The following is a 15,409-nucleotide window of genomic DNA, read 5'->3' as shown; positions in this document are numbered from 1 at the left end:
GTCCGCGCGTCGGCGCGCCGCCGGCCGGACGTCCGCGTCCGCCGAGCAGATGGCGCTTTCAGGCGGGCGTGACGGCGGCGACCTGCGCCGGTTCGGACAGCGCCGACCGCCGTACGCCCCGGACGATCAGGTAGCCGAGGATCCAGAACTCGCCCACGGTCGCCGGGACGACGAGCAGGTCGGCGAGGAGCCCGGCACCGGGTACGAGGTAGGCGGCGAACGCGTTGAGCACGTAGCCGACGCCTCCGACGACGAGGGTCCAGCCGAGGGCGCGGGGCAGCCAGCCGGAGCGGAGCACGCACCAGCCCATCGGGATGAGCCAGAGGCCGAAGAAGATCCCGCCCACCGTCCAGAGGTGACCACTGACCAGGTACAGCAGTTGCACGGTGTGCGCGGCGTCGCCGAACGGATCGGTGGCCACCTCGACGGCGGTCGCGAGCATCGCCGCGCTGCCCAGGATCGCGACGGCGTTGACCATGCCGAACGCGGCGATGCTGCCGGCGCCGGTGGTGTCGACGGTGCGGAACAGGCGGTAGAACCAGACGGCGGTGAACGTCTGGGCGAGCACCACGAGCAGTTCGAGGGCGATCCCGACGCGGGCGAGGGATTCGTTGCCGACCAGGTGGGCCAGGGTCGCGTCGGCGTCACCGGCGGCGAAGATCCGGGGCCGGACGGTCAGGAAACCCAGTGCGCCGGCGATGGCGAGGCTGAGGTAGAACAACCCGGTCGCGCGGGCGGTGCGGATCAGCGGATGCATGGGAAGGCTCCTTCGGGATGCGCGTCGGCGCGGGCGGTGACGGGGTTCGGGGAAGGCAGTCGGGAGAACGGTGCCTTACGGCGTAAGGCAACCATACGATGTAAGGTAAAGGGAAGTGGGGGCTGGATGGGAGCGAGAAGACCTCGGGAGCCGCTGAGCCGTGAGCGCGCCCTCGCGGCGGCGATCGCGCTGGTGGACGCGGAGGGATTGGCGGCGCTGACGATGCGTCGCCTGGCCGCCGGGCTCGGCGTCGAGGCGATGTCGCTCTATTACCACCTGCCGGGCAAGGAGGGTCTGCTCGACGGCCTGGTGGAGGCGGTCATCGCCGAGATCGAGGCCGCGGTGGAGGGCGCCGATGCGACCGTGGCCGGCGACGACTGGCGTACGCGTCTGCGACAGCGCTTCCTCGCCGCCCGCGCGGTGATGCTGCGCCACCCGTGGGCGCCCGGCCTGCTCGGCTCCCGCCCGACCGTGCCGTCCGGGGTGTACGCCTACTACGACCAGATCATCGCGACGTTGCGCGACGGCGGATTCTCGTACCGCATCGCCCACCGTGCCCTGCACGCGTTCGGCAGCCTCGCGCTCGGCTTCGCCCAGGAGGTGTTCCGCCCGGCGGCGGCCGGTGGCGCGATGGACGTCGACGTCGCCGAAGCGGAGATGGCCGCGATGGCGGAGCGGTTGCCCCACCTGACGGCGATGGTGGCGGCCGAGGCGCACGACGCGGACGATCCGACGCTCGGCTGGTGCGACAGTCAGGTCGAGTTCGAGTTCACCCTCGATCTGCTCTTCGACGGTCTCGCACGCGCCCGGGGGTGACGCCGGGAGCGGTCAGAGCGGTAGCAGGCCCTCGGCCAGGCTCCGCTTCACCTGCCACTCGCCCTCCGACCCGGTGGGCCAGGGAAAGCCGCCGCTGCCGAAGACCTGGTTCAGGTAGGCGACGAACGAGGTGGTCGTCTCCCCGACGAACAACCCGTCCACGCACCCGTCGGGCAGCACGAAGCCGTACGGCCCGCCACCGCTGGTGTTCTCCTTGTGCAGCCGGTCCGGCGCGACCGGGAGCACGAACACCCCCGGGTCCTCGTCGGTCGCCTGCTCCTCCTGCCAGTCGGCCCATTCCTCGTCGTGGTAGTCGCGCAGGGACGGTCCGTCCGGGTGGCGGGATCCCTCAAGCTCGATCACCAGCGGGTCGGCCGACGCCGAGGTGGGCCACTCCGGATGCGTGCCGACCAGCCAGACGTCGCCCACCAGCCGCACCCAGGAGCAGAGCGTCATCGGCACCGCGCCGAACCGGTCCCGCAGCCAGCCGGCGTACGCGTCGGCCTGCGCGGTCGGCGGGGTGTACGGGCACGACACCGGCGTCTCCTCGTCGTCGTTCTCGTGGAACCGGTAGCCGGCGGCGGTCAGCCGCGCCACCACGACCTCGACGTTCTGCCGGGCCCGACGGGCCATCTCGTCACAGACCGACTGCGCCTCCTCGGCCAGCTCGGGGTGGAGCCGGATCGCGCTGCCCCACTGGTGCAGCTCGTGCCAGACCTGTTCCCGTTGGCCCCTGCGGTAGCGGCTGAGCCACTGCGGCGACGAGTTCATGGCCGCAGCATGGCGTACGCCTGCGACAGTCCGTCGGCTCGGCGCGCCGTGTAGCGGAACTCGCCGTCCACAAGGGACGAAAGGCGGTGCGCCGCCGGGATCGTCGGGCACCCGGCTCCCCCTTTCGGCCAATCAATGTTCACCGTTCGACGAAGGCCGATCATCAATTTGATCGATCACTTCTCGGGTCGCACGCATCGGTTTCCGAATATCTGCCGACCGGTCGGTCCAAAACGGTCTTATCGTCGCTGAGTTCGGCGTTCGGGAATCCGCTTTCCGGCCAGCCGTCCGCAGTGGTTCGTCGCGGCGGGGTGGTCGACGGGCGCGCGGCATCGGTGACGGTGGGCCCGCACCTTGCTTGCTGTGATCCATCTCTCCTGTTAGAGTGATCGCCTCGGGAGCGCTCCCACGAAACACGCCGGTAATCGGATCCACCGCGGGGACACGTAACAGGAATATTTGTGGGCCTAATTAGTGGAATCGAATACAGGGAAGCACGTGGGTGATCAGAAAAGTACGCACGACGGGCTGGCCGACGAGATCTTTCGGGAGCATCACCGGCGTCTGGAGTCGGCCTCGATCGCGCTGACCCGTAATGCTCCGGTCCTCGGTCAGTTGAGGCGCAACGTCCACGCGATCGTCACCGACGTGGCGGAGCAATTCGACCTGCCGGCGTCGGCCTTCGACCCGTCCGCCGACGTCGACGGGATCGACGAAGTGGTCGACCACGCGCTGCTGCCCACCGAGATCGGCGTGGACCGGGCGCTGCGCAACATCCACCCGATCGAGTCGTTACGGGCCGCCGCGCTGCTCTTCGAGGTCGCGCTGCCGATCATCCTGCGCCGGTACGTCGTCACCGATCCGGCCCGGGTCGCGGCCATCGCCCTCGCCCTGCACGACGCCATCTCCCGGCGGGTGTCGCTCTCCTCGCTGGCCTACGTCAACTACCTGATCGAGAAGTTGCAGGCCTCGCGCCGCGAGGAGCGTCGCCGGATCGCCCGCGACCTGCACGACCGGCTCGGTCACTCGATCGGCCTCGCCCTGCAGAACCTCGACCTGTCCCGCCACTACGGCACCCACGACCGGCCCCGGGCCGACGCCAAGGTCGGCGCGGCGATGCACGAGATGAGGGAGGCCCTGCAGACCGTGCAGGAGCTGACCGCCGAACTGCGCCGCTCGTTCGGCGCGGACGGCATCGAGCCGGCCCTGCGCGGTTACCTCTCGGCCAGCGTGCCGGCCACCATCTCGACCGGGCTGACCGTCACCGGCGACGTCAAGGTCATGCCCCGCGAGGTCGGTGAGGAGCTGTACCTCATCCTGCGCGAGGCCGCCCGCAACGCGGTGCGGCACGGCGAGGCCACCGAGCTGCGCATCACGATCGTCGCCACGGAGGACGCGATCAACGCCGAGGTGATCGACGACGGTCGTGGCTTCGACCTGATCGACGCCCAGACCGCCGGTTTCGGGCTCCGGTCCATGGCCGAGCGCGCCGACCTGCTCAACGGCAGGTTCACCATCACCTCCGCACCCGGCAGCGGCACCGTTGTCGCGGTCGAGGTGCCGCTCTACGGCTCGGAAGGATGAAGACCCCGGACACCATCCGCGTGGCGGTGGTGGACGACCACAACCTGTTCCGCGAGGGCCTCAAGGAGGTGCTCGGCACGGACCCGACCATCCGGATCGTCGGTGAGGGCGGCAGTGGCCCGGAGGCGGTCGAGCTGGTCGTCGCCCACCAGCCGGACGTGTTGCTGCTGGACGTGGAGATGCCCGGGGCGGGGGTCACGGAGACCATCCGGCAGGTGCTGCACCAGCGCCGGGAGGTGCAGATCATCGTGCTCACCATGCACGACGACGCCGAGTTGGTCCGTGAGGTGCTGGAGGCGGGCGCCAGCGCGTACATGTTGAAGACGATCCTGCGCGACGAGTTGCTGGCGGCGGTCCGGTCGGTGCGCCGGCCGTCGGCGAACGTCCTGCTGGCGGTCTCGCGCGGCACGGTCGAGCAACTGGACCGCCGTCCGCCCGGCTCGGGCGGACCGGGCACGGCGCTGACCCAGCGGGAGCGGGAGGTCCTGGTCCTCGCCGCGAGCGCGCTGAGCAACCAGCAGATCGCCTCCCGGCTGCGTATCACCGAGGCCACCGTGAAGCGGCACCTGACCAACGCGTACGCCAAGCTCAACGCCGTGTCCCGGGTGGACGCCATCCGCAAGGCGGTCGCCCGCCGGATCATCTCCGACGGGCAACGGCTCTCCCGCTGAACCGGCGGGACCGGCGACGGAACCGGCGGGCGGTCGCTCAGCTCGCGAGGCACTGGGCGATCACCGTCAGGTGCACGGCGTACTGGGTGACCATGAACGCCCGGTAGGGGCGGCGTCGGCGGTTCCGGTCGCCGTGGCTGGTCCGGGTCAGCACGCAGACGCCCAGCACCACCGCCCCGGCCAGCAACAGCCCGGCCGGCGGCACCAGGGTCGGCTCGGCGACGGCGACCGTCGCCAGTCCCGCCGCGACGAGCAGCGCGCCGGTCGCGAGCAGCCGGCGTGCGACGCGTTCGGGCAGCACGATCGGCAGGGTGTGCCGACCGGCCAGCCGGTCGCCGGCCACGTCCGGCAGGTCCTTCGTCATCCCCACCAGGCCCATCCAGAACGACAGCGCCACGGCCACCGCCACCGCCCGTGGGTCCGGTACGCCGCCACCGGCCGCGTGCCAGCCGGCCAGGTAGGTGACCAGGCCGCCGGCCACCACCACGCCGACGAAGCCGGGCAGGTTGGACTTCTGCGGTCGGGGCGCCGCCGAGTAGAGCCAGCCGAGCGCCAACATGGCCGCCACCAGGACGGCGAAGCCGGGGGAGACCAGCAGGCCGAGGGCCATCGCGAGCACGCTGAGGGCGGCCGCCGCCCCACCGGCGGAGGCGGCGGACAGCGCACCGGTGGCGAGCGGTCGGCCCGAGCCGTTGTGCCGGTCCTCGGTGCGGTCGCAGAGGCCGTTGAGCAGATACACCTGCCAGGTGGCGCAGAGCCAGGCCAGCGCGCCGATAGTCAGGTCCCGTACCGCGGTCGGATGAAATGGCGGTGCGGCCAGCAGCGCGCCCGTCAGGAAGCGGAGCTGGAAGACGGCCTGCACCACCGGCCGGCTCTCCGAGAATGAGAGGCCGACGACGCGGGACAGTGAACCGCCCGACAGCGGATCCGCAATCGACTGAACAGACATCGGCGCCCCTCGAATAGCGACAAATTATCGATGCGTCTATTCTCGGTCAGTCGGGTGGTAATTCGGCTCCGCCAACGACGGCAGTTACGTCTACTACTTTGGTCGTAGGTCGTCTGCCCCCTTCGCGCGGTGCGTGCACCACCTCCGTAGCTACCACTACTGCGGCCCATCCCGAATGTTTATGGTGGCCCTGCGACGCTATTTCGACGAGCGGAAGCGAGCGGGGGAAATGGTGCAGCAGATGATCTGGCCGGTCATGTCCGCCGGATACCGGCCGGCAGTGCCGGCCGACGCCCTGACGATCGCCGTGGTGGTCGACAACGAGGTGACCCGGCGCGGGGTGGCAGCCGTCGTGCAGCAGGTGCCGGAGGTGCGGTTACGGGCCGGTCCGGACGGGGCGGACGTGGTCATCGCCTCGCCCCGGGCGCTGAGTCGCGCCGACTCGCTGCTGGGACACGACGACGGGCGGCAGCACAAGCTCCTCGTGCTGCTCGACGAGCCGGACCAGGTGGACATCGTGCGCTGGCTGACGCCGGACGGCTACCTCCTGGCCACGGACCTCACCCCGGAGTCCCTGCACCTGGCGTTGACGCAGGTGGCCGACGGCCAGTTGGTGGTGCCCACCGAGTTGAGCCGGCACCTGCTCAGGTTGGCGACCGGCCGGACGAGACGGGACCGCGTCCGGGCACCGGTGCTCACCGCCCGCGAGCGGGAGACGCTGGCGCTGCTCGCCGAAGGGCTGAGCAACCGGCAGATCGGCAGTCGGCTCGGTGTCTCCGAACACGGCGCCAAAAGGCTGGTGGGCAACATCATGACCAAACTGGACTCACCGAACCGCACGCTCGCGGTGGCGATCGCCCTGCGGGAACGGCTGATCCAGGCCGAACCGGCGTAACCCCGGCCAGGTCCGCACCACCACCCGGTAGTCGGCGGTCCCGGTCAACGCGACCGACGCCAGGTGCCCGTCGCCGAGCGTGAGATCCCGCACCACCCACGGACCGGGCAGACCCGTCCCACCCCGGCACCGCAGGCCGCGACCGTACGGTTGCGATCCGGCGACCCGTACCCGGAGTCCCTGCACCAGCCGCCCACCGCTGGCCTTCACGCAGGCTTCCTTGCGGGTCCAGTAGCGGAGGTACCACCAGTCCTGGGCCGGACCGCGAGCGCGGCCGACCCGGGACGCCTCGCCCGGCGGGTAGAACCGCGTCGCCAGCCGACCCACCGGTGACGGCGTGCCGTCCGGGTCCGGCCGGGCGAGACGCTCCACGTCGACCCCGACCTCCCGGCCGGTGGTGACCGCCAGCAGGGCCAGGTCGGCCGAGTGCGTCAGGTTGACCTTCGTCTCCGGCTGTCCGAGCAGCGCCGGCTTACCGTGCCGCCCCCGGTGCCAGACCACCCCCTCCGGAGGTACGCCGAGATACCCGCCGAGGATCAACCGGCTGGTGGCGTGGGCGTGGACGTAGCGGCGGCGCACCCGGGCGTCGCCGAGCCGGTCGGCCCGGCGACGCTCGTGCGGATCCAGCAGGTCAGCCGGATCCGGATCACCTTCGAGTGGACGGCCCAGCGGAATCCGCCAGACGTGGACGACGCCGTCGAGCCGCATCACGGTGCTCCGGTGGCCGCCAGGACCCGTTCCTGCGCCGCCACCGTCACCAGCAACTCCTCGATCTCCCGCAGGATCCCGGCGGCGTCGTCGCGGCTGAGCCGGGCGGTGTCGGCCCGTACGGTCAGCTCCAGCCGGTCCGGCCCGTCCTCGATCACCTTGAGGAAGAAGGTCAGCTCGTCCACCTCGTACCCGGTGCCGAAGGTGAGCCGGCCGGTCGCCTGCGCGGCACGCAGCCGCTCGGCGGTCACCTCCTCGATCGGGCCCGTGTCCGGCCCGGCCTGTCGCAGGTCGTTGAAGTAGCAGGACGGGTCGGCGGTGGCGGCCAGCGTGCCGCGCAACGCGCTGATCGCCTGCCGGTCACTGATGCCGCTTCGGTACGCCTTCATGGCCGTACCCCAGCAGCTCTTGACCAGCACGGCGAAGTCCTCGGCGGAGACGTCGATCGTGGCCGGCACGTCCTGCACCAGGTTGCCGACGTAGCCCCGCAGCTCCGCCCGGTGCCGGTTGCCGGCGATCAGGGTCATCGGCACCCGGTCGTGGCCGGTGCGTCGACCGAGGACCTTCGCGGTGGCCGTGAGCAGCACGACGGAGCTGCCCGTGGCGTACCGGGTGGCGATGGCGTCCAGGGCCAGCTTGACCGCGCTGGTGCTGAGCGTCGCGACGGCGTACCGGGGGGACTCCGGCTCCCGAGGGGTGAAGATCGCCGGTGGGGCGGTCGCCAGTTGCTCCCGCCAGTGGGCCAACGATCGTTCCTGGACCCGGCGCCCCGGTTCGCTCTGCTCGAACTCGGCCAACTCGACCGGCTGCATCGCGGGCGGCGGCAGTTCCTCGCCGGCCAGCAGCCGGGCCAGTTCGGCACCGATCACCCGGGTGCCCAGGTAGTCGGTGGCCGCGTGGGACACACAGGTGATCACCACTCGGGGTGCGCCGTCCAGGACACCGACGGCGGGCCGGATCGGCCACTGGGTCGTGTGGTCGAACCGGTGCCCCCGGACCTGTGCCTCCAGGTCGTCGACGAGCGCCCGTGGATCGGGATCCTCGGCGGTGGCCTCGCAGATCTCCACCGGCAGCTCCCCGGCGGCCATCACCTGCTGCATCAGGTCCCCGGCCGGATCGCGGTGGAAGAGGGTGCGCAGCGCCTCGTGCCGGCGGACCAGGGCGCCCAGCGCGGCGAGCACGCCCGGCAGGTCCACCCCCTCGGGCACCGGGGTGAAGACCGTCGAGTTGTAGAAGGAGGTGTCCGGCATCTGCCGGTCGATGTCCACCCAGATGCTGCGCTGTCCCAGGGTGGCGGGGGCGAGTACGCCCCGCTCGCCGTCGATGCGTACCGCCTGCCGGGTCATTCGCGCCATGCCGCCGCCTCCTTCTCGTCCTGGTCGTGGTCGGTGGTCTCCGGGGTCGGGGTGCCCGCTCGTCGGCGGACGAAGAGGACGGTGGCGAACACGGCGGCGATGCCGAACAGGTTGGCGATCGCGATCGTCCAGTACAGCGGCTCCGGCCCGCCGGCGGACCGGGCCAGGTAGCCGCCGACCGCCACGATGCCGCCGAAGTAGACGACGTTCAGGGCGATCGCGAGTGGCCCGCCGCCGACCTGCTCCAGCACGGTGAGCGCGGCGAGGACCAGGCCCATCAGCACGAAGGTGGGCGCGACGATGCCGAGGTAGCGGGACGCCTCGGCGGCCACCGCCGGGTCGGCCGCCGTCACCCGGGCCAGCCAGTCCCGGCCGGTCCACACCACCAGGGCGCAGACCACGTAGAACGCGGCGGTCACCTGGAGGCCGGCGCGCAGCACGCCCGGCATCCGGTGGCTCTCCCCGGCGCCCCGGTACTGGTTGGCGACGATCGCGGTGGCCGCGCCGATCGCCACACCGGCGACGATCACCACGCTCTGCACCACGTACGCCACCGCGAAGCCGGACACCACGGTCGCGCCGAAGGCGCTCACCACCCAGGTCAGCGCGAAGTTGCTGGCGAAGATCGCCACGTACGACGCGAAGACCGGCAGACCCACGCCGGCCAGCAGGCCGAACAGGTCGGGTCGCCAGGCCAGCGACGTGCCGGGCTGCCACACGCCGGTACGCCACAGCAGGTAGCCACCGAGCGCGCTGCCGACCACGCCGGACGCGGCGATGGCGATCGGCACCGACCAGAGGCCCAGGCCCAGACCGCCGGGCAGGCCGAGCGCGGCCACGCCGACGATCTCCACGGCGGCGGCGGCGAGGAGTACCGCCGCTCCCTCCCGGGGGCGTCCCGCGCCCCGCAGGGTGGCTCCGCAGAGCACCGACCCGAGCCCGAGCAGCGCGGCCAGGCAGACCCACCGGACGAACCACACGAAGTCGCTCTGCGCCCCCGGGTCGACCCCGAACAACTGACCCATCCCGGGTGCGGCGAGTCCGAGCAGCAGCAGCACCACGACCGACGCCACGGCGCCGATCCGGGCGAACCCGGCCAGCGCCCGGATGCGGCTCCCGGCGTCGTCGCCGCTGAGCGCCGACGCGACCTGGTTCGGTACGGCGAGCCCGGCGTGCAGGGCGATGATCACGAACATGATCGGGGTGAACAGCGAGCGGATGTAGAGCGAGTCGTCGCCCATCCGGCTCATCAGGGCGACCACCACGAGCGGGACCAGGACGCCCACCAGGTCGCCGAGAACCATCGGCGAGGCCTGGCGCAGCACCTGGCGGCGGTACTCAGTCATCGTCGAACCTGCCCTTGGTCAGTGCGTGACAGACGGTGAGCCGCTGCACGTTGCGGGTGCCCTCCATGAACTCGACCCCCCGGGCGTCGCGGGCCAGCTTGTCCAGCCAGGGATGCGCGAACCGGGACCCCGGGCCGAGGATCCGCAACGCCTGCTGGGTGGCCTCCTCGGCGAGCTGGGCGGCCTGCGCCTTCGCGGCCGAGGCGTAGTAGCCGTTGCGGGCGTCCCGGTCCACCTCGTGAGCGGCGCGCAGGATCAGTTGGCGTGTGGTGTGTACCCGATGACCCAGCCGGTCCAGCTCGTCGCGACCCCGTCCGGACTGCGATCGAGCATACTCGATGGCGGCCCGCGCGATCCCCAACGCGATGGCGGCCACCCCGGGGCGCAGCAGGTTGAACGTCCGCAGTGCACTCCACATGCCGCGTGCCGAGGCCGGCAGATGGGCGCCGAGGATCCGGCCGGGCGCCACCGGTACGCCGTCGAGGCGGATCGCGCTGATCTGCGCGCCCCGCAGGCCGACGGTGTCCAGCGCCTGGGCGTGGTAGCCGGGAGCCGACGTCTCCACCAGCACCGCGACCACCCCGAGCGGCCCCGAGCCGGTACGCGCGAAGACCGTGCCCACCTCGGCACGGGTGGCGTTGCCGACGTACCGCTTCTCGCCGTGCAGGGTCGCCGACCCGTCCGGCGCCTTGCGGAGCTGCGTGCTCAGCGACATCGCGTCGGAGCCGCGCGCCGGCTCGGTCAGGGCGAAGAACGTCCAGGTGGGACGCGACCGCACCCGCCCGAAATACCACTCCTGCTGGGCCTCGTCGCCGAGCATCCCGACCAGCACGCCGGAGAGCGAGGCACCCGGTGAGGCCAGGAACATCCCCGCGTCGCCGAAGGCGATCTCCTCGGCGGCGACCACCCGCTCCACGGCGGTGCTGCCGTAGTACGTGTACCTGCCGATCCGCATCGGGTCCGGTTGCAGGTGCGCCGGGATCATCGTCTTCCCGACGTAGTTGATCGCGGGCAGGTCCAGGTGCCGATAGACGGTGTCCGGGTCGCGCTCCAGGTCGAAGGCGTACGGCCGCAGCTCCGCGGCCCACTCCCGGGCGTGCTCGCGCAGCACCCGCAGCCGGTCATCCGGCTCGATGATCGCCATGGTCAACTCCGTCGAGGTACGCGTCGGCGAGCAGTTCGGACAGGTGTGCGATCCCGCCCGGCCCGTCGGTCAGGAAGCCGCCGGCACCGAGCAGCCGCAACGACGCGCGGTCGGCGTCGGTGAGCTGGCGGTGCAGGTAGGCGGCGAGGGACGGGTCCGGGTCGTGCTCCAGTGCGTCGAGGACCGCGGCGACGCCCTGCTGCTCGGTGACGATCTCGGCGAGGCTGCCCTGGACCAGTTGCTGCTGGATCAGCGGCACCCCACCGGTCGTCCGGCCGGTCAGGTACTCCCTGGCCTGGTCGAGCAGCCACTGCGAGACGCCGAGTCGCATCCAGGTCAGGCCGAGCACCCAGCCGGCGGGCCGGTCGTCCGCCCCACCGGAGCGGGCCTGCCACCCCGGCGGGCACAGCCCGTGTCCGCGCGGCCCGTGCACCGTCTCCGGTGCGCCGGTCGCGGTCAGCAACGCCGTCCAGCCCGCCACCAGTCCGTCCCGGCGGGCCACCGTCCGACAGTCGGCCAGCGTGACCACCGCCTGCGCGGTCACCACGTCGGGTCCCAGGCGAGCACGGTGAGGTAGCGCAGCACCGGGTCGTACTCGGCCAGCACGGTCCGGCCGGTGAGCTGCCGGGCGGTGGTCCAGATCCCGGTGCAGAGCGTGCCCCGCCCCACCCGGTGCACCCGCTCGGCCCGCAGCGCGACCTCGGCGGTGACCGGCACGTCGTAGCCGGCCACCAGCGCGAACGGCCGACCGTCGCGGGCCGAGATCTCGTCCAGGACGTCGACCAGCAGCGCCGCTGCCGCCGCCGGGTCGACCTCGGTGCGCTGACCGAGCAGCACGCCGGTCTCGCCGGGCGCGGTCGGTCGGAAGGCGTACGCCACCGCGACGTCCTCGGCCGGCACCCGCTCGGTCGCGTCCACCTCCCAGGGCAGGTTGCGCTGGTCGAGGACGACAAGGGCGGTACGCGCGTCGGCTGCCGCGTCGCGCAGGTGGTCGGCGGCCAGCCGCAGCGCGGTGAACGGCGCGGTGACGCCCTGGTCGCTGACGCAGAACACGGTCGGGCGACCGGGTGCCGCCTCGACCAGGTAGCACCCGGCCGAGGCCCGGGAGTCGATGTCCGGGGTGGCGAACGCGAGGACGATCCGGCGCAGCGTGTCCACGCCCGGGGTCAGCTCGGCCACCACCGTCGACGCCATCGTCGTGTACGAGGTGACCTGGGCCTTGGCGAGGAACTCCGGGTCGTAGGAGCGGCCGTAGGCGCCCACCATGTCGGCGAGGTAGCGGTCCAGGCCGTCGTCCTCGATCGGCCCGTTGCCGCGGAAGGTGCGGGCGGCGGACGCCGCCGGCCGGACCGGCAGCTCCCGAAGGAGGCCGGTCCGGTCGGCGGCGAGCCGTGGTGCGACTGTGGTGAACACGGTCAGCGGCTCACGTGCTCGTTGACGTACTCGGAGAGGGTGGTGACGGTCTCGAAGTGCCGCTGCTCCAGGTCGTCCGGGTCGAACTCGGCACCGAGCTCGTTCTCCAGTTCGAGCAGCAACTCCAGCACGCTGGTCGAGTCGAGCCCGAGGTCGTCGAAGAGGCGGGTGTCCGGGGTGATGGTGGCGACGTCCCGCTTGAGGACGGCGGCGAGTGCGGTGCGGACGCTGGCCACCACGGCCTCGTCCACCACCGGCGCCGGGGGCTGACCCTGCACAATCGTCTCGGTCATGACACGCGAATCCTTTCGTTCGAGGGGTGTCCGTTGCTGGTGACGGTCGACACGAGTCGGGCCGGTGCGGCCAGCTCGTCGTGCGTCGGCTGTCGGCTGAGCAGGTCCTCCGGGTCGTCCCGGTGCCGGACCAGGTAGGCGTGTCCCTCGTGGACCAGCACCTCGGCCGGGTAGCCGTGGCTGAGGAAGTGCACGGGGGAGGCGGTCGGCCCGTACGCCCCGGAGCGCAGCACCCCGATGAGGTCGCCGGGACGGACCGTCGGCAGCGGCACGTTCTTGCCGATGGTGTCGTTGGGCGTACAGAGCGGGCCGGTGACCTGCCACTCCGCCACGGCCGGCTCGGCCGGACGGTTGAGCAGGACCATCGGGTAGTTGCGCTTGACGAAGGAGCCGGTCCCGACGGCCGCCATGTGGTGGTTGGTGCCACCGTCGGCGACGGCGAAGCGCTGGCCCATCGACTCCTTGACGTAGCGGACGCCCACCACGTACACACCGGAGGGCGCGGTCAGGTACCGACCCAGCTCCATGATCACGCGGGTGTCCGGGTGCCGGTCGCGGAACGCCTCCACCACCGGGTTCACCCGCTCGGCCACCAGGGCCGGGTCGAGGTCGGTCTCGCCCTCGAAGTACGCCACGCCCAGCCCGCCGCCGATGTCGACCATCTCCAGCGGGAAGCCGTGCCGCAGCGCCAGCCGCTCGGCGAGCTCCAGGATCCGCGCGGTGTTCTCGGCGATGACCTCTTCGCTGAGGATGCGGGTGCCCAGGTAGGCGTGCACGCCCATCACCCGGATGTGGGGGTACGCGCCCAGGTCGGGCGCGGCGAGGAGCTGCGCCTCGTCGATGCCGAACTGGCGCGGCTTGCCGCCCATGGTCAGCCCGCCGCCCTTGACCGCGAACTCCGGGTTGACCCGGAGCGCGACCGGCGCGACGACGTCGTGCTCGGCGGCCACCTCGTTGAGCAGTTCCAGCTCGCCGAAGGACTCGACGACCACCGCGTACACCTGCTCGCGCAGGCAGGCGGCCAACTCGTCGCGGCTCTTGCCGGGTCCGAGGAAGATGATGTCCCGGGGTGCCACCCCGGCCCGCCGCGCGGTGATCAGCTCGGTCAGCGACGACACCTCCGCGCAGGCGCCGTAGCCGTGCAGCACCGCGCAGACCGACAGGTTGGGGTTGGCCTTCAGCGAGAAGAACATGTCTACGGCGGGGTGCAGGCGCTCCCGCAGGCCCTGGTACTGCCGCCGCAGCTGCTCGCCGTCGTAGACGAACATCGGCGTGCCGAATCGCTCGGCCAACTCGGTGATGCCGATGCCCTGCACCTCGTGCTCGGCGGTCATGATCCGGTCCTTTCGGTCAGGCCGGCGACCACGCCGGCCACGTGTTCGTCGAGCTGGCGCACCCGCTCCTCGGTCGGCGCGACGACCAGCGCGTAGAGCCGGCCGTCGAAGTCGCCGTCGCCACCGGCGGCGGCGTTGACCGTGGCGAAGTTGTTCACCAGGACGCCCTCCTCACCGGCCCGGGTGAGCAGGACGTCGCCGAGCGCCCCGTGCAGCCGCTTGAACGGCAGCGGCTCGGGCAGCCGCAGCGGGTACTGCCGGGCCAGCGCCACCCAGCCGGCGGGGACGAAGCGCTCCTGCAACGGGAGCTGGTAGGTGGACATGTTGTTGCGGGCGTTGATCTCGGTGACCGGGAAGAGGCGCTCGTCGTCGCCGACCATCGCGTCGACGCCGACCACTCCGACGTATCCGTCGGCGTGCAGCCGCTCGCCGAGCAGTCGGGCCGCGTCCCGGATCTCCGCCTCCTGGCGGTCGTCGAGCCGGGCCGGGATGCGGTGTCCCTTGTGCACGCCGGACTCGGTGATCGCCTCCTTGACGAAGTCGAACCGGACGTCGTCGTCGCGCCCCACGGTCATCTGGTAGTTGAGGTCGGCCCGCTTGGCCACGAACTCCTCCACCACCAGGGCGACCCGGTCGGAGCCGGTGGTGCGGGCCTTGCGGCTCACCATCCGGTCCATCTGGTCCAGCCGGCGCGGGTCGTCGACCACGACGATCCCCTTGCCGGAGACCCCGTACGCGTCCTTCACCACCACCCGGCGGCCGTCCGAGAGGATCTCCTTGGCCCAGGCGACCGCCGCCGACCACTCGGCGATCGTGACGCAACCCCGACCGGCCGGCTGCCGCAGGCCCACCTCGTCGGCGACCTGCCGGCTGTAGACCTTGCTGTTGACGGCCTTGCAGGTCTGCGCGGAGCTGCCGGCGATCCGGATGCCGGTGCGGGCGGCGATCTCCTCCTCCAGCACCGAGACGCCGTGCACCGACAGGTACGCGCCCTGCTCCGCCCACTGGGCCATCCGGCTCAGCAGCTCGGAGTCGGCGAGTACGTCCTGGCTGACGGTGTGCTGCGGGTTCTGCGCCGACACGGTGTGGATCTCCGGCAGCTCGACGCCCAGGCCGGTCAGGAAGGCCAGGTAGTCGGGGTCGGGAGCGGCCTTGAGCAGCACCCGGTCACCCGCCCCGGCCAACAGCAGCGCGAACTCGTCCATCCGGTTCACCACCGCGCTGCCGGAGCCGAACGCCATCCGGGGCAGGCCCGGCTCGTCCTCGCCCCACACGTCCTCCACCTCGAAGTTGCCGAGGAAGACGAAACGCGCCTCCGGGTCGCCGGTCACCGCGGTCTTGAGCCGGGGTATGAACGGTGCGGTCATCATGCC

General features: G+C 71.8%; 16 protein-coding genes. 4 read left to right on the top strand and 12 right to left on the bottom strand.

The window, feature by feature from the left end; genetic code table 11:
- Window positions 1-58: 58 nt before the first annotated feature.
- Window positions 59-757: a DUF4386 domain-containing protein gene (locus EYA84_RS05475; protein WP_131051910.1), complete on the bottom strand. Its 699-nt coding sequence runs from the start codon at window positions 755-757 to the stop codon at window positions 59-61.
- Between the two features lie 126 nt (window positions 758-883).
- Here EYA84_RS05475 and EYA84_RS05470 point away from each other — a divergent pair, with 126 nt between their 5' ends.
- The gene (locus EYA84_RS05470; protein ID WP_131051909.1) at window positions 884-1,573 is read left to right on the top strand and encodes a TetR/AcrR family transcriptional regulator C-terminal domain-containing protein; all 690 of its coding nucleotides are present in this window, start codon (window positions 884-886) and stop codon (window positions 1,571-1,573) included.
- 12 nt (window positions 1,574-1,585) lie between these two features.
- On the opposite strand, the gene EYA84_RS05465 is transcribed toward EYA84_RS05470, so the two are convergent.
- The gene (locus tag EYA84_RS05465) at window positions 1,586-2,344 is read right to left on the bottom strand and encodes a hypothetical protein (RefSeq protein ID WP_131051908.1); all 759 of its coding nucleotides are present in this window, start codon (window positions 2,342-2,344) and stop codon (window positions 1,586-1,588) included.
- A 498-nt stretch (window positions 2,345-2,842) separates the two neighbouring features.
- Here EYA84_RS05465 and EYA84_RS05460 point away from each other — a divergent pair, with 498 nt between their 5' ends.
- Together EYA84_RS05460 and EYA84_RS05455 are read left to right on the top strand one after the other, a co-directional pair.
- The gene (locus EYA84_RS05460; RefSeq protein WP_131051907.1) at window positions 2,843-3,928 is read left to right on the top strand and encodes a sensor histidine kinase; all 1,086 of its coding nucleotides are present in this window, start codon (window positions 2,843-2,845) and stop codon (window positions 3,926-3,928) included.
- Window positions 3,925-4,599 carry a response regulator transcription factor gene (locus EYA84_RS05455; protein WP_131051906.1) on the top strand — a complete coding sequence of 225 codons (675 nt, stop codon included), beginning with the start codon at window positions 3,925-3,927 and terminating at the stop codon, window positions 4,597-4,599. Before EYA84_RS05460 ends, EYA84_RS05455 begins: the two co-directional genes overlap by 4 nt.
- Window positions 4,600-4,636: 37 nt before the next feature.
- On the opposite strand, the gene EYA84_RS05450 is transcribed toward EYA84_RS05455, so the two are convergent.
- A complete protein-coding gene (locus tag EYA84_RS05450; protein ID WP_131051905.1) occupies window positions 4,637-5,548 on the bottom strand; it encodes a UbiA family prenyltransferase in 912 nt (303 codons plus the stop codon).
- Between the two features lie 241 nt (window positions 5,549-5,789).
- On the opposite strand from EYA84_RS05450, the gene EYA84_RS05445 reads away from it, so the two are divergent.
- Window positions 5,790-6,443, top strand: coding sequence for a response regulator transcription factor (locus EYA84_RS05445; protein WP_201272300.1), 654 nt, complete (start codon window positions 5,790-5,792; stop codon window positions 6,441-6,443).
- On the opposite strand, the gene EYA84_RS05440 is transcribed toward EYA84_RS05445, so the two are convergent.
- From EYA84_RS05440 to EYA84_RS05400, 9 genes are read right to left on the bottom strand one after another with little or no spacing between them, the layout of a single operon-like run.
- Complete coding sequence (locus EYA84_RS05440) at window positions 6,375-7,151, bottom strand: 4'-phosphopantetheinyl transferase superfamily protein (protein ID WP_131051903.1); 777 nt, start codon at window positions 7,149-7,151, stop codon at window positions 6,375-6,377. The genes EYA84_RS05445 and EYA84_RS05440 overlap by 69 nt on opposite strands.
- Window positions 7,151-8,506 carry a condensation domain-containing protein gene (locus EYA84_RS05435; RefSeq protein ID WP_131051902.1) on the bottom strand — a complete coding sequence of 452 codons (1,356 nt, stop codon included), beginning with the start codon at window positions 8,504-8,506 and terminating at the stop codon, window positions 7,151-7,153. The genes EYA84_RS05440 and EYA84_RS05435 overlap by 1 nt, the downstream gene beginning before the upstream one ends.
- Window positions 8,494-9,852: an MATE family efflux transporter gene (locus EYA84_RS05430; protein ID WP_131051901.1), complete on the bottom strand. Its 1,359-nt coding sequence runs from the start codon at window positions 9,850-9,852 to the stop codon at window positions 8,494-8,496. The genes EYA84_RS05435 and EYA84_RS05430 overlap by 13 nt, the downstream gene beginning before the upstream one ends.
- Window positions 9,845-10,996 carry an acyl-CoA dehydrogenase family protein gene (locus EYA84_RS05425; RefSeq protein ID WP_131051900.1) on the bottom strand — a complete coding sequence of 384 codons (1,152 nt, stop codon included), beginning with the start codon at window positions 10,994-10,996 and terminating at the stop codon, window positions 9,845-9,847. Before EYA84_RS05425 ends, EYA84_RS05430 begins: the two co-directional genes overlap by 8 nt.
- Window positions 10,974-11,543 (bottom strand): acyl-CoA dehydrogenase family protein, encoded by a 570-nt coding sequence (locus EYA84_RS33360; protein ID WP_236145605.1) that lies wholly within the window; start codon window positions 11,541-11,543, stop codon window positions 10,974-10,976. Before EYA84_RS33360 ends, EYA84_RS05425 begins: the two co-directional genes overlap by 23 nt.
- Window positions 11,537-12,409: a hypothetical protein gene (locus tag EYA84_RS05415; RefSeq protein WP_131051899.1), complete on the bottom strand. Its 873-nt coding sequence runs from the start codon at window positions 12,407-12,409 to the stop codon at window positions 11,537-11,539. Before EYA84_RS05415 ends, EYA84_RS33360 begins: the two co-directional genes overlap by 7 nt.
- A gap of 2 nt (window positions 12,410-12,411) precedes the next feature.
- Window positions 12,412-12,702 (bottom strand): acyl carrier protein, encoded by a 291-nt coding sequence (locus EYA84_RS05410; protein ID WP_131051898.1) that lies wholly within the window; start codon window positions 12,700-12,702, stop codon window positions 12,412-12,414.
- Window positions 12,699-14,036, bottom strand: coding sequence for a type III PLP-dependent enzyme (locus EYA84_RS05405; RefSeq protein ID WP_131051897.1), 1,338 nt, complete (start codon window positions 14,034-14,036; stop codon window positions 12,699-12,701). The genes EYA84_RS05410 and EYA84_RS05405 overlap by 4 nt, the downstream gene beginning before the upstream one ends.
- Window positions 14,033-15,403, bottom strand: coding sequence for an ATP-grasp domain-containing protein (locus EYA84_RS05400; protein WP_201272299.1), 1,371 nt, complete (start codon window positions 15,401-15,403; stop codon window positions 14,033-14,035). The genes EYA84_RS05405 and EYA84_RS05400 overlap by 4 nt, the downstream gene beginning before the upstream one ends.
- Window positions 15,404-15,409 lie beyond the last annotated feature (6 nt).

Source organism: Verrucosispora sp. SN26_14.1 (assembly GCF_004307965.1).
In the GTDB taxonomy this organism is placed as follows: domain Bacteria; phylum Actinomycetota; class Actinomycetes; order Mycobacteriales; family Micromonosporaceae; genus Micromonospora.
This window is presented reverse-complemented; position numbering and strand designations above follow the sequence as displayed.

Excerpts from the sequence above, each read along its gene's own strand:
- EYA84_RS05455 (WP_131051906.1), top strand. The coding sequence starts at position 3,925 with ATGAAGACCCCGGACACCATCCGCGTGGCGGTGGTGGACGACCACAAC.
- EYA84_RS05405 (WP_131051897.1), bottom strand. The coding sequence starts at position 14,036 with ATGACCGCCGAGCACGAGGTGCAGGGCATCGGCATCACCGAGTTGGCC.
- EYA84_RS05445 (WP_201272300.1), top strand. The coding sequence starts at position 5,790 with ATGATCTGGCCGGTCATGTCCGCCGGATACCGGCCGGCAGTGCCGGCC.
- EYA84_RS05475 (WP_131051910.1), bottom strand. The coding sequence starts at position 757 with ATGCATCCGCTGATCCGCACCGCCCGCGCGACCGGGTTGTTCTACCTC.
- EYA84_RS05470 (WP_131051909.1), top strand. The coding sequence starts at position 884 with ATGGGAGCGAGAAGACCTCGGGAGCCGCTGAGCCGTGAGCGCGCCCTC.
- EYA84_RS05435 (WP_131051902.1), bottom strand. The coding sequence starts at position 8,506 with ATGGCGCGAATGACCCGGCAGGCGGTACGCATCGACGGCGAGCGGGGC.
- EYA84_RS05430 (WP_131051901.1), bottom strand. The coding sequence starts at position 9,852 with ATGACTGAGTACCGCCGCCAGGTGCTGCGCCAGGCCTCGCCGATGGTT.
- EYA84_RS05400 (WP_201272299.1), bottom strand. The coding sequence starts at position 15,403 with ATGACCGCACCGTTCATACCCCGGCTCAAGACCGCGGTGACCGGCGAC.
- EYA84_RS05450 (WP_131051905.1), bottom strand. The coding sequence starts at position 5,548 with ATGTCTGTTCAGTCGATTGCGGATCCGCTGTCGGGCGGTTCACTGTCC.
- EYA84_RS05410 (WP_131051898.1), bottom strand. The coding sequence starts at position 12,702 with ATGACCGAGACGATTGTGCAGGGTCAGCCCCCGGCGCCGGTGGTGGAC.
- EYA84_RS05465 (WP_131051908.1), bottom strand. The coding sequence starts at position 2,344 with ATGAACTCGTCGCCGCAGTGGCTCAGCCGCTACCGCAGGGGCCAACGG.
- EYA84_RS05425 (WP_131051900.1), bottom strand. The coding sequence starts at position 10,996 with ATGGCGATCATCGAGCCGGATGACCGGCTGCGGGTGCTGCGCGAGCAC.
- EYA84_RS05440 (WP_131051903.1), bottom strand. The coding sequence starts at position 7,151 with ATGCGGCTCGACGGCGTCGTCCACGTCTGGCGGATTCCGCTGGGCCGT.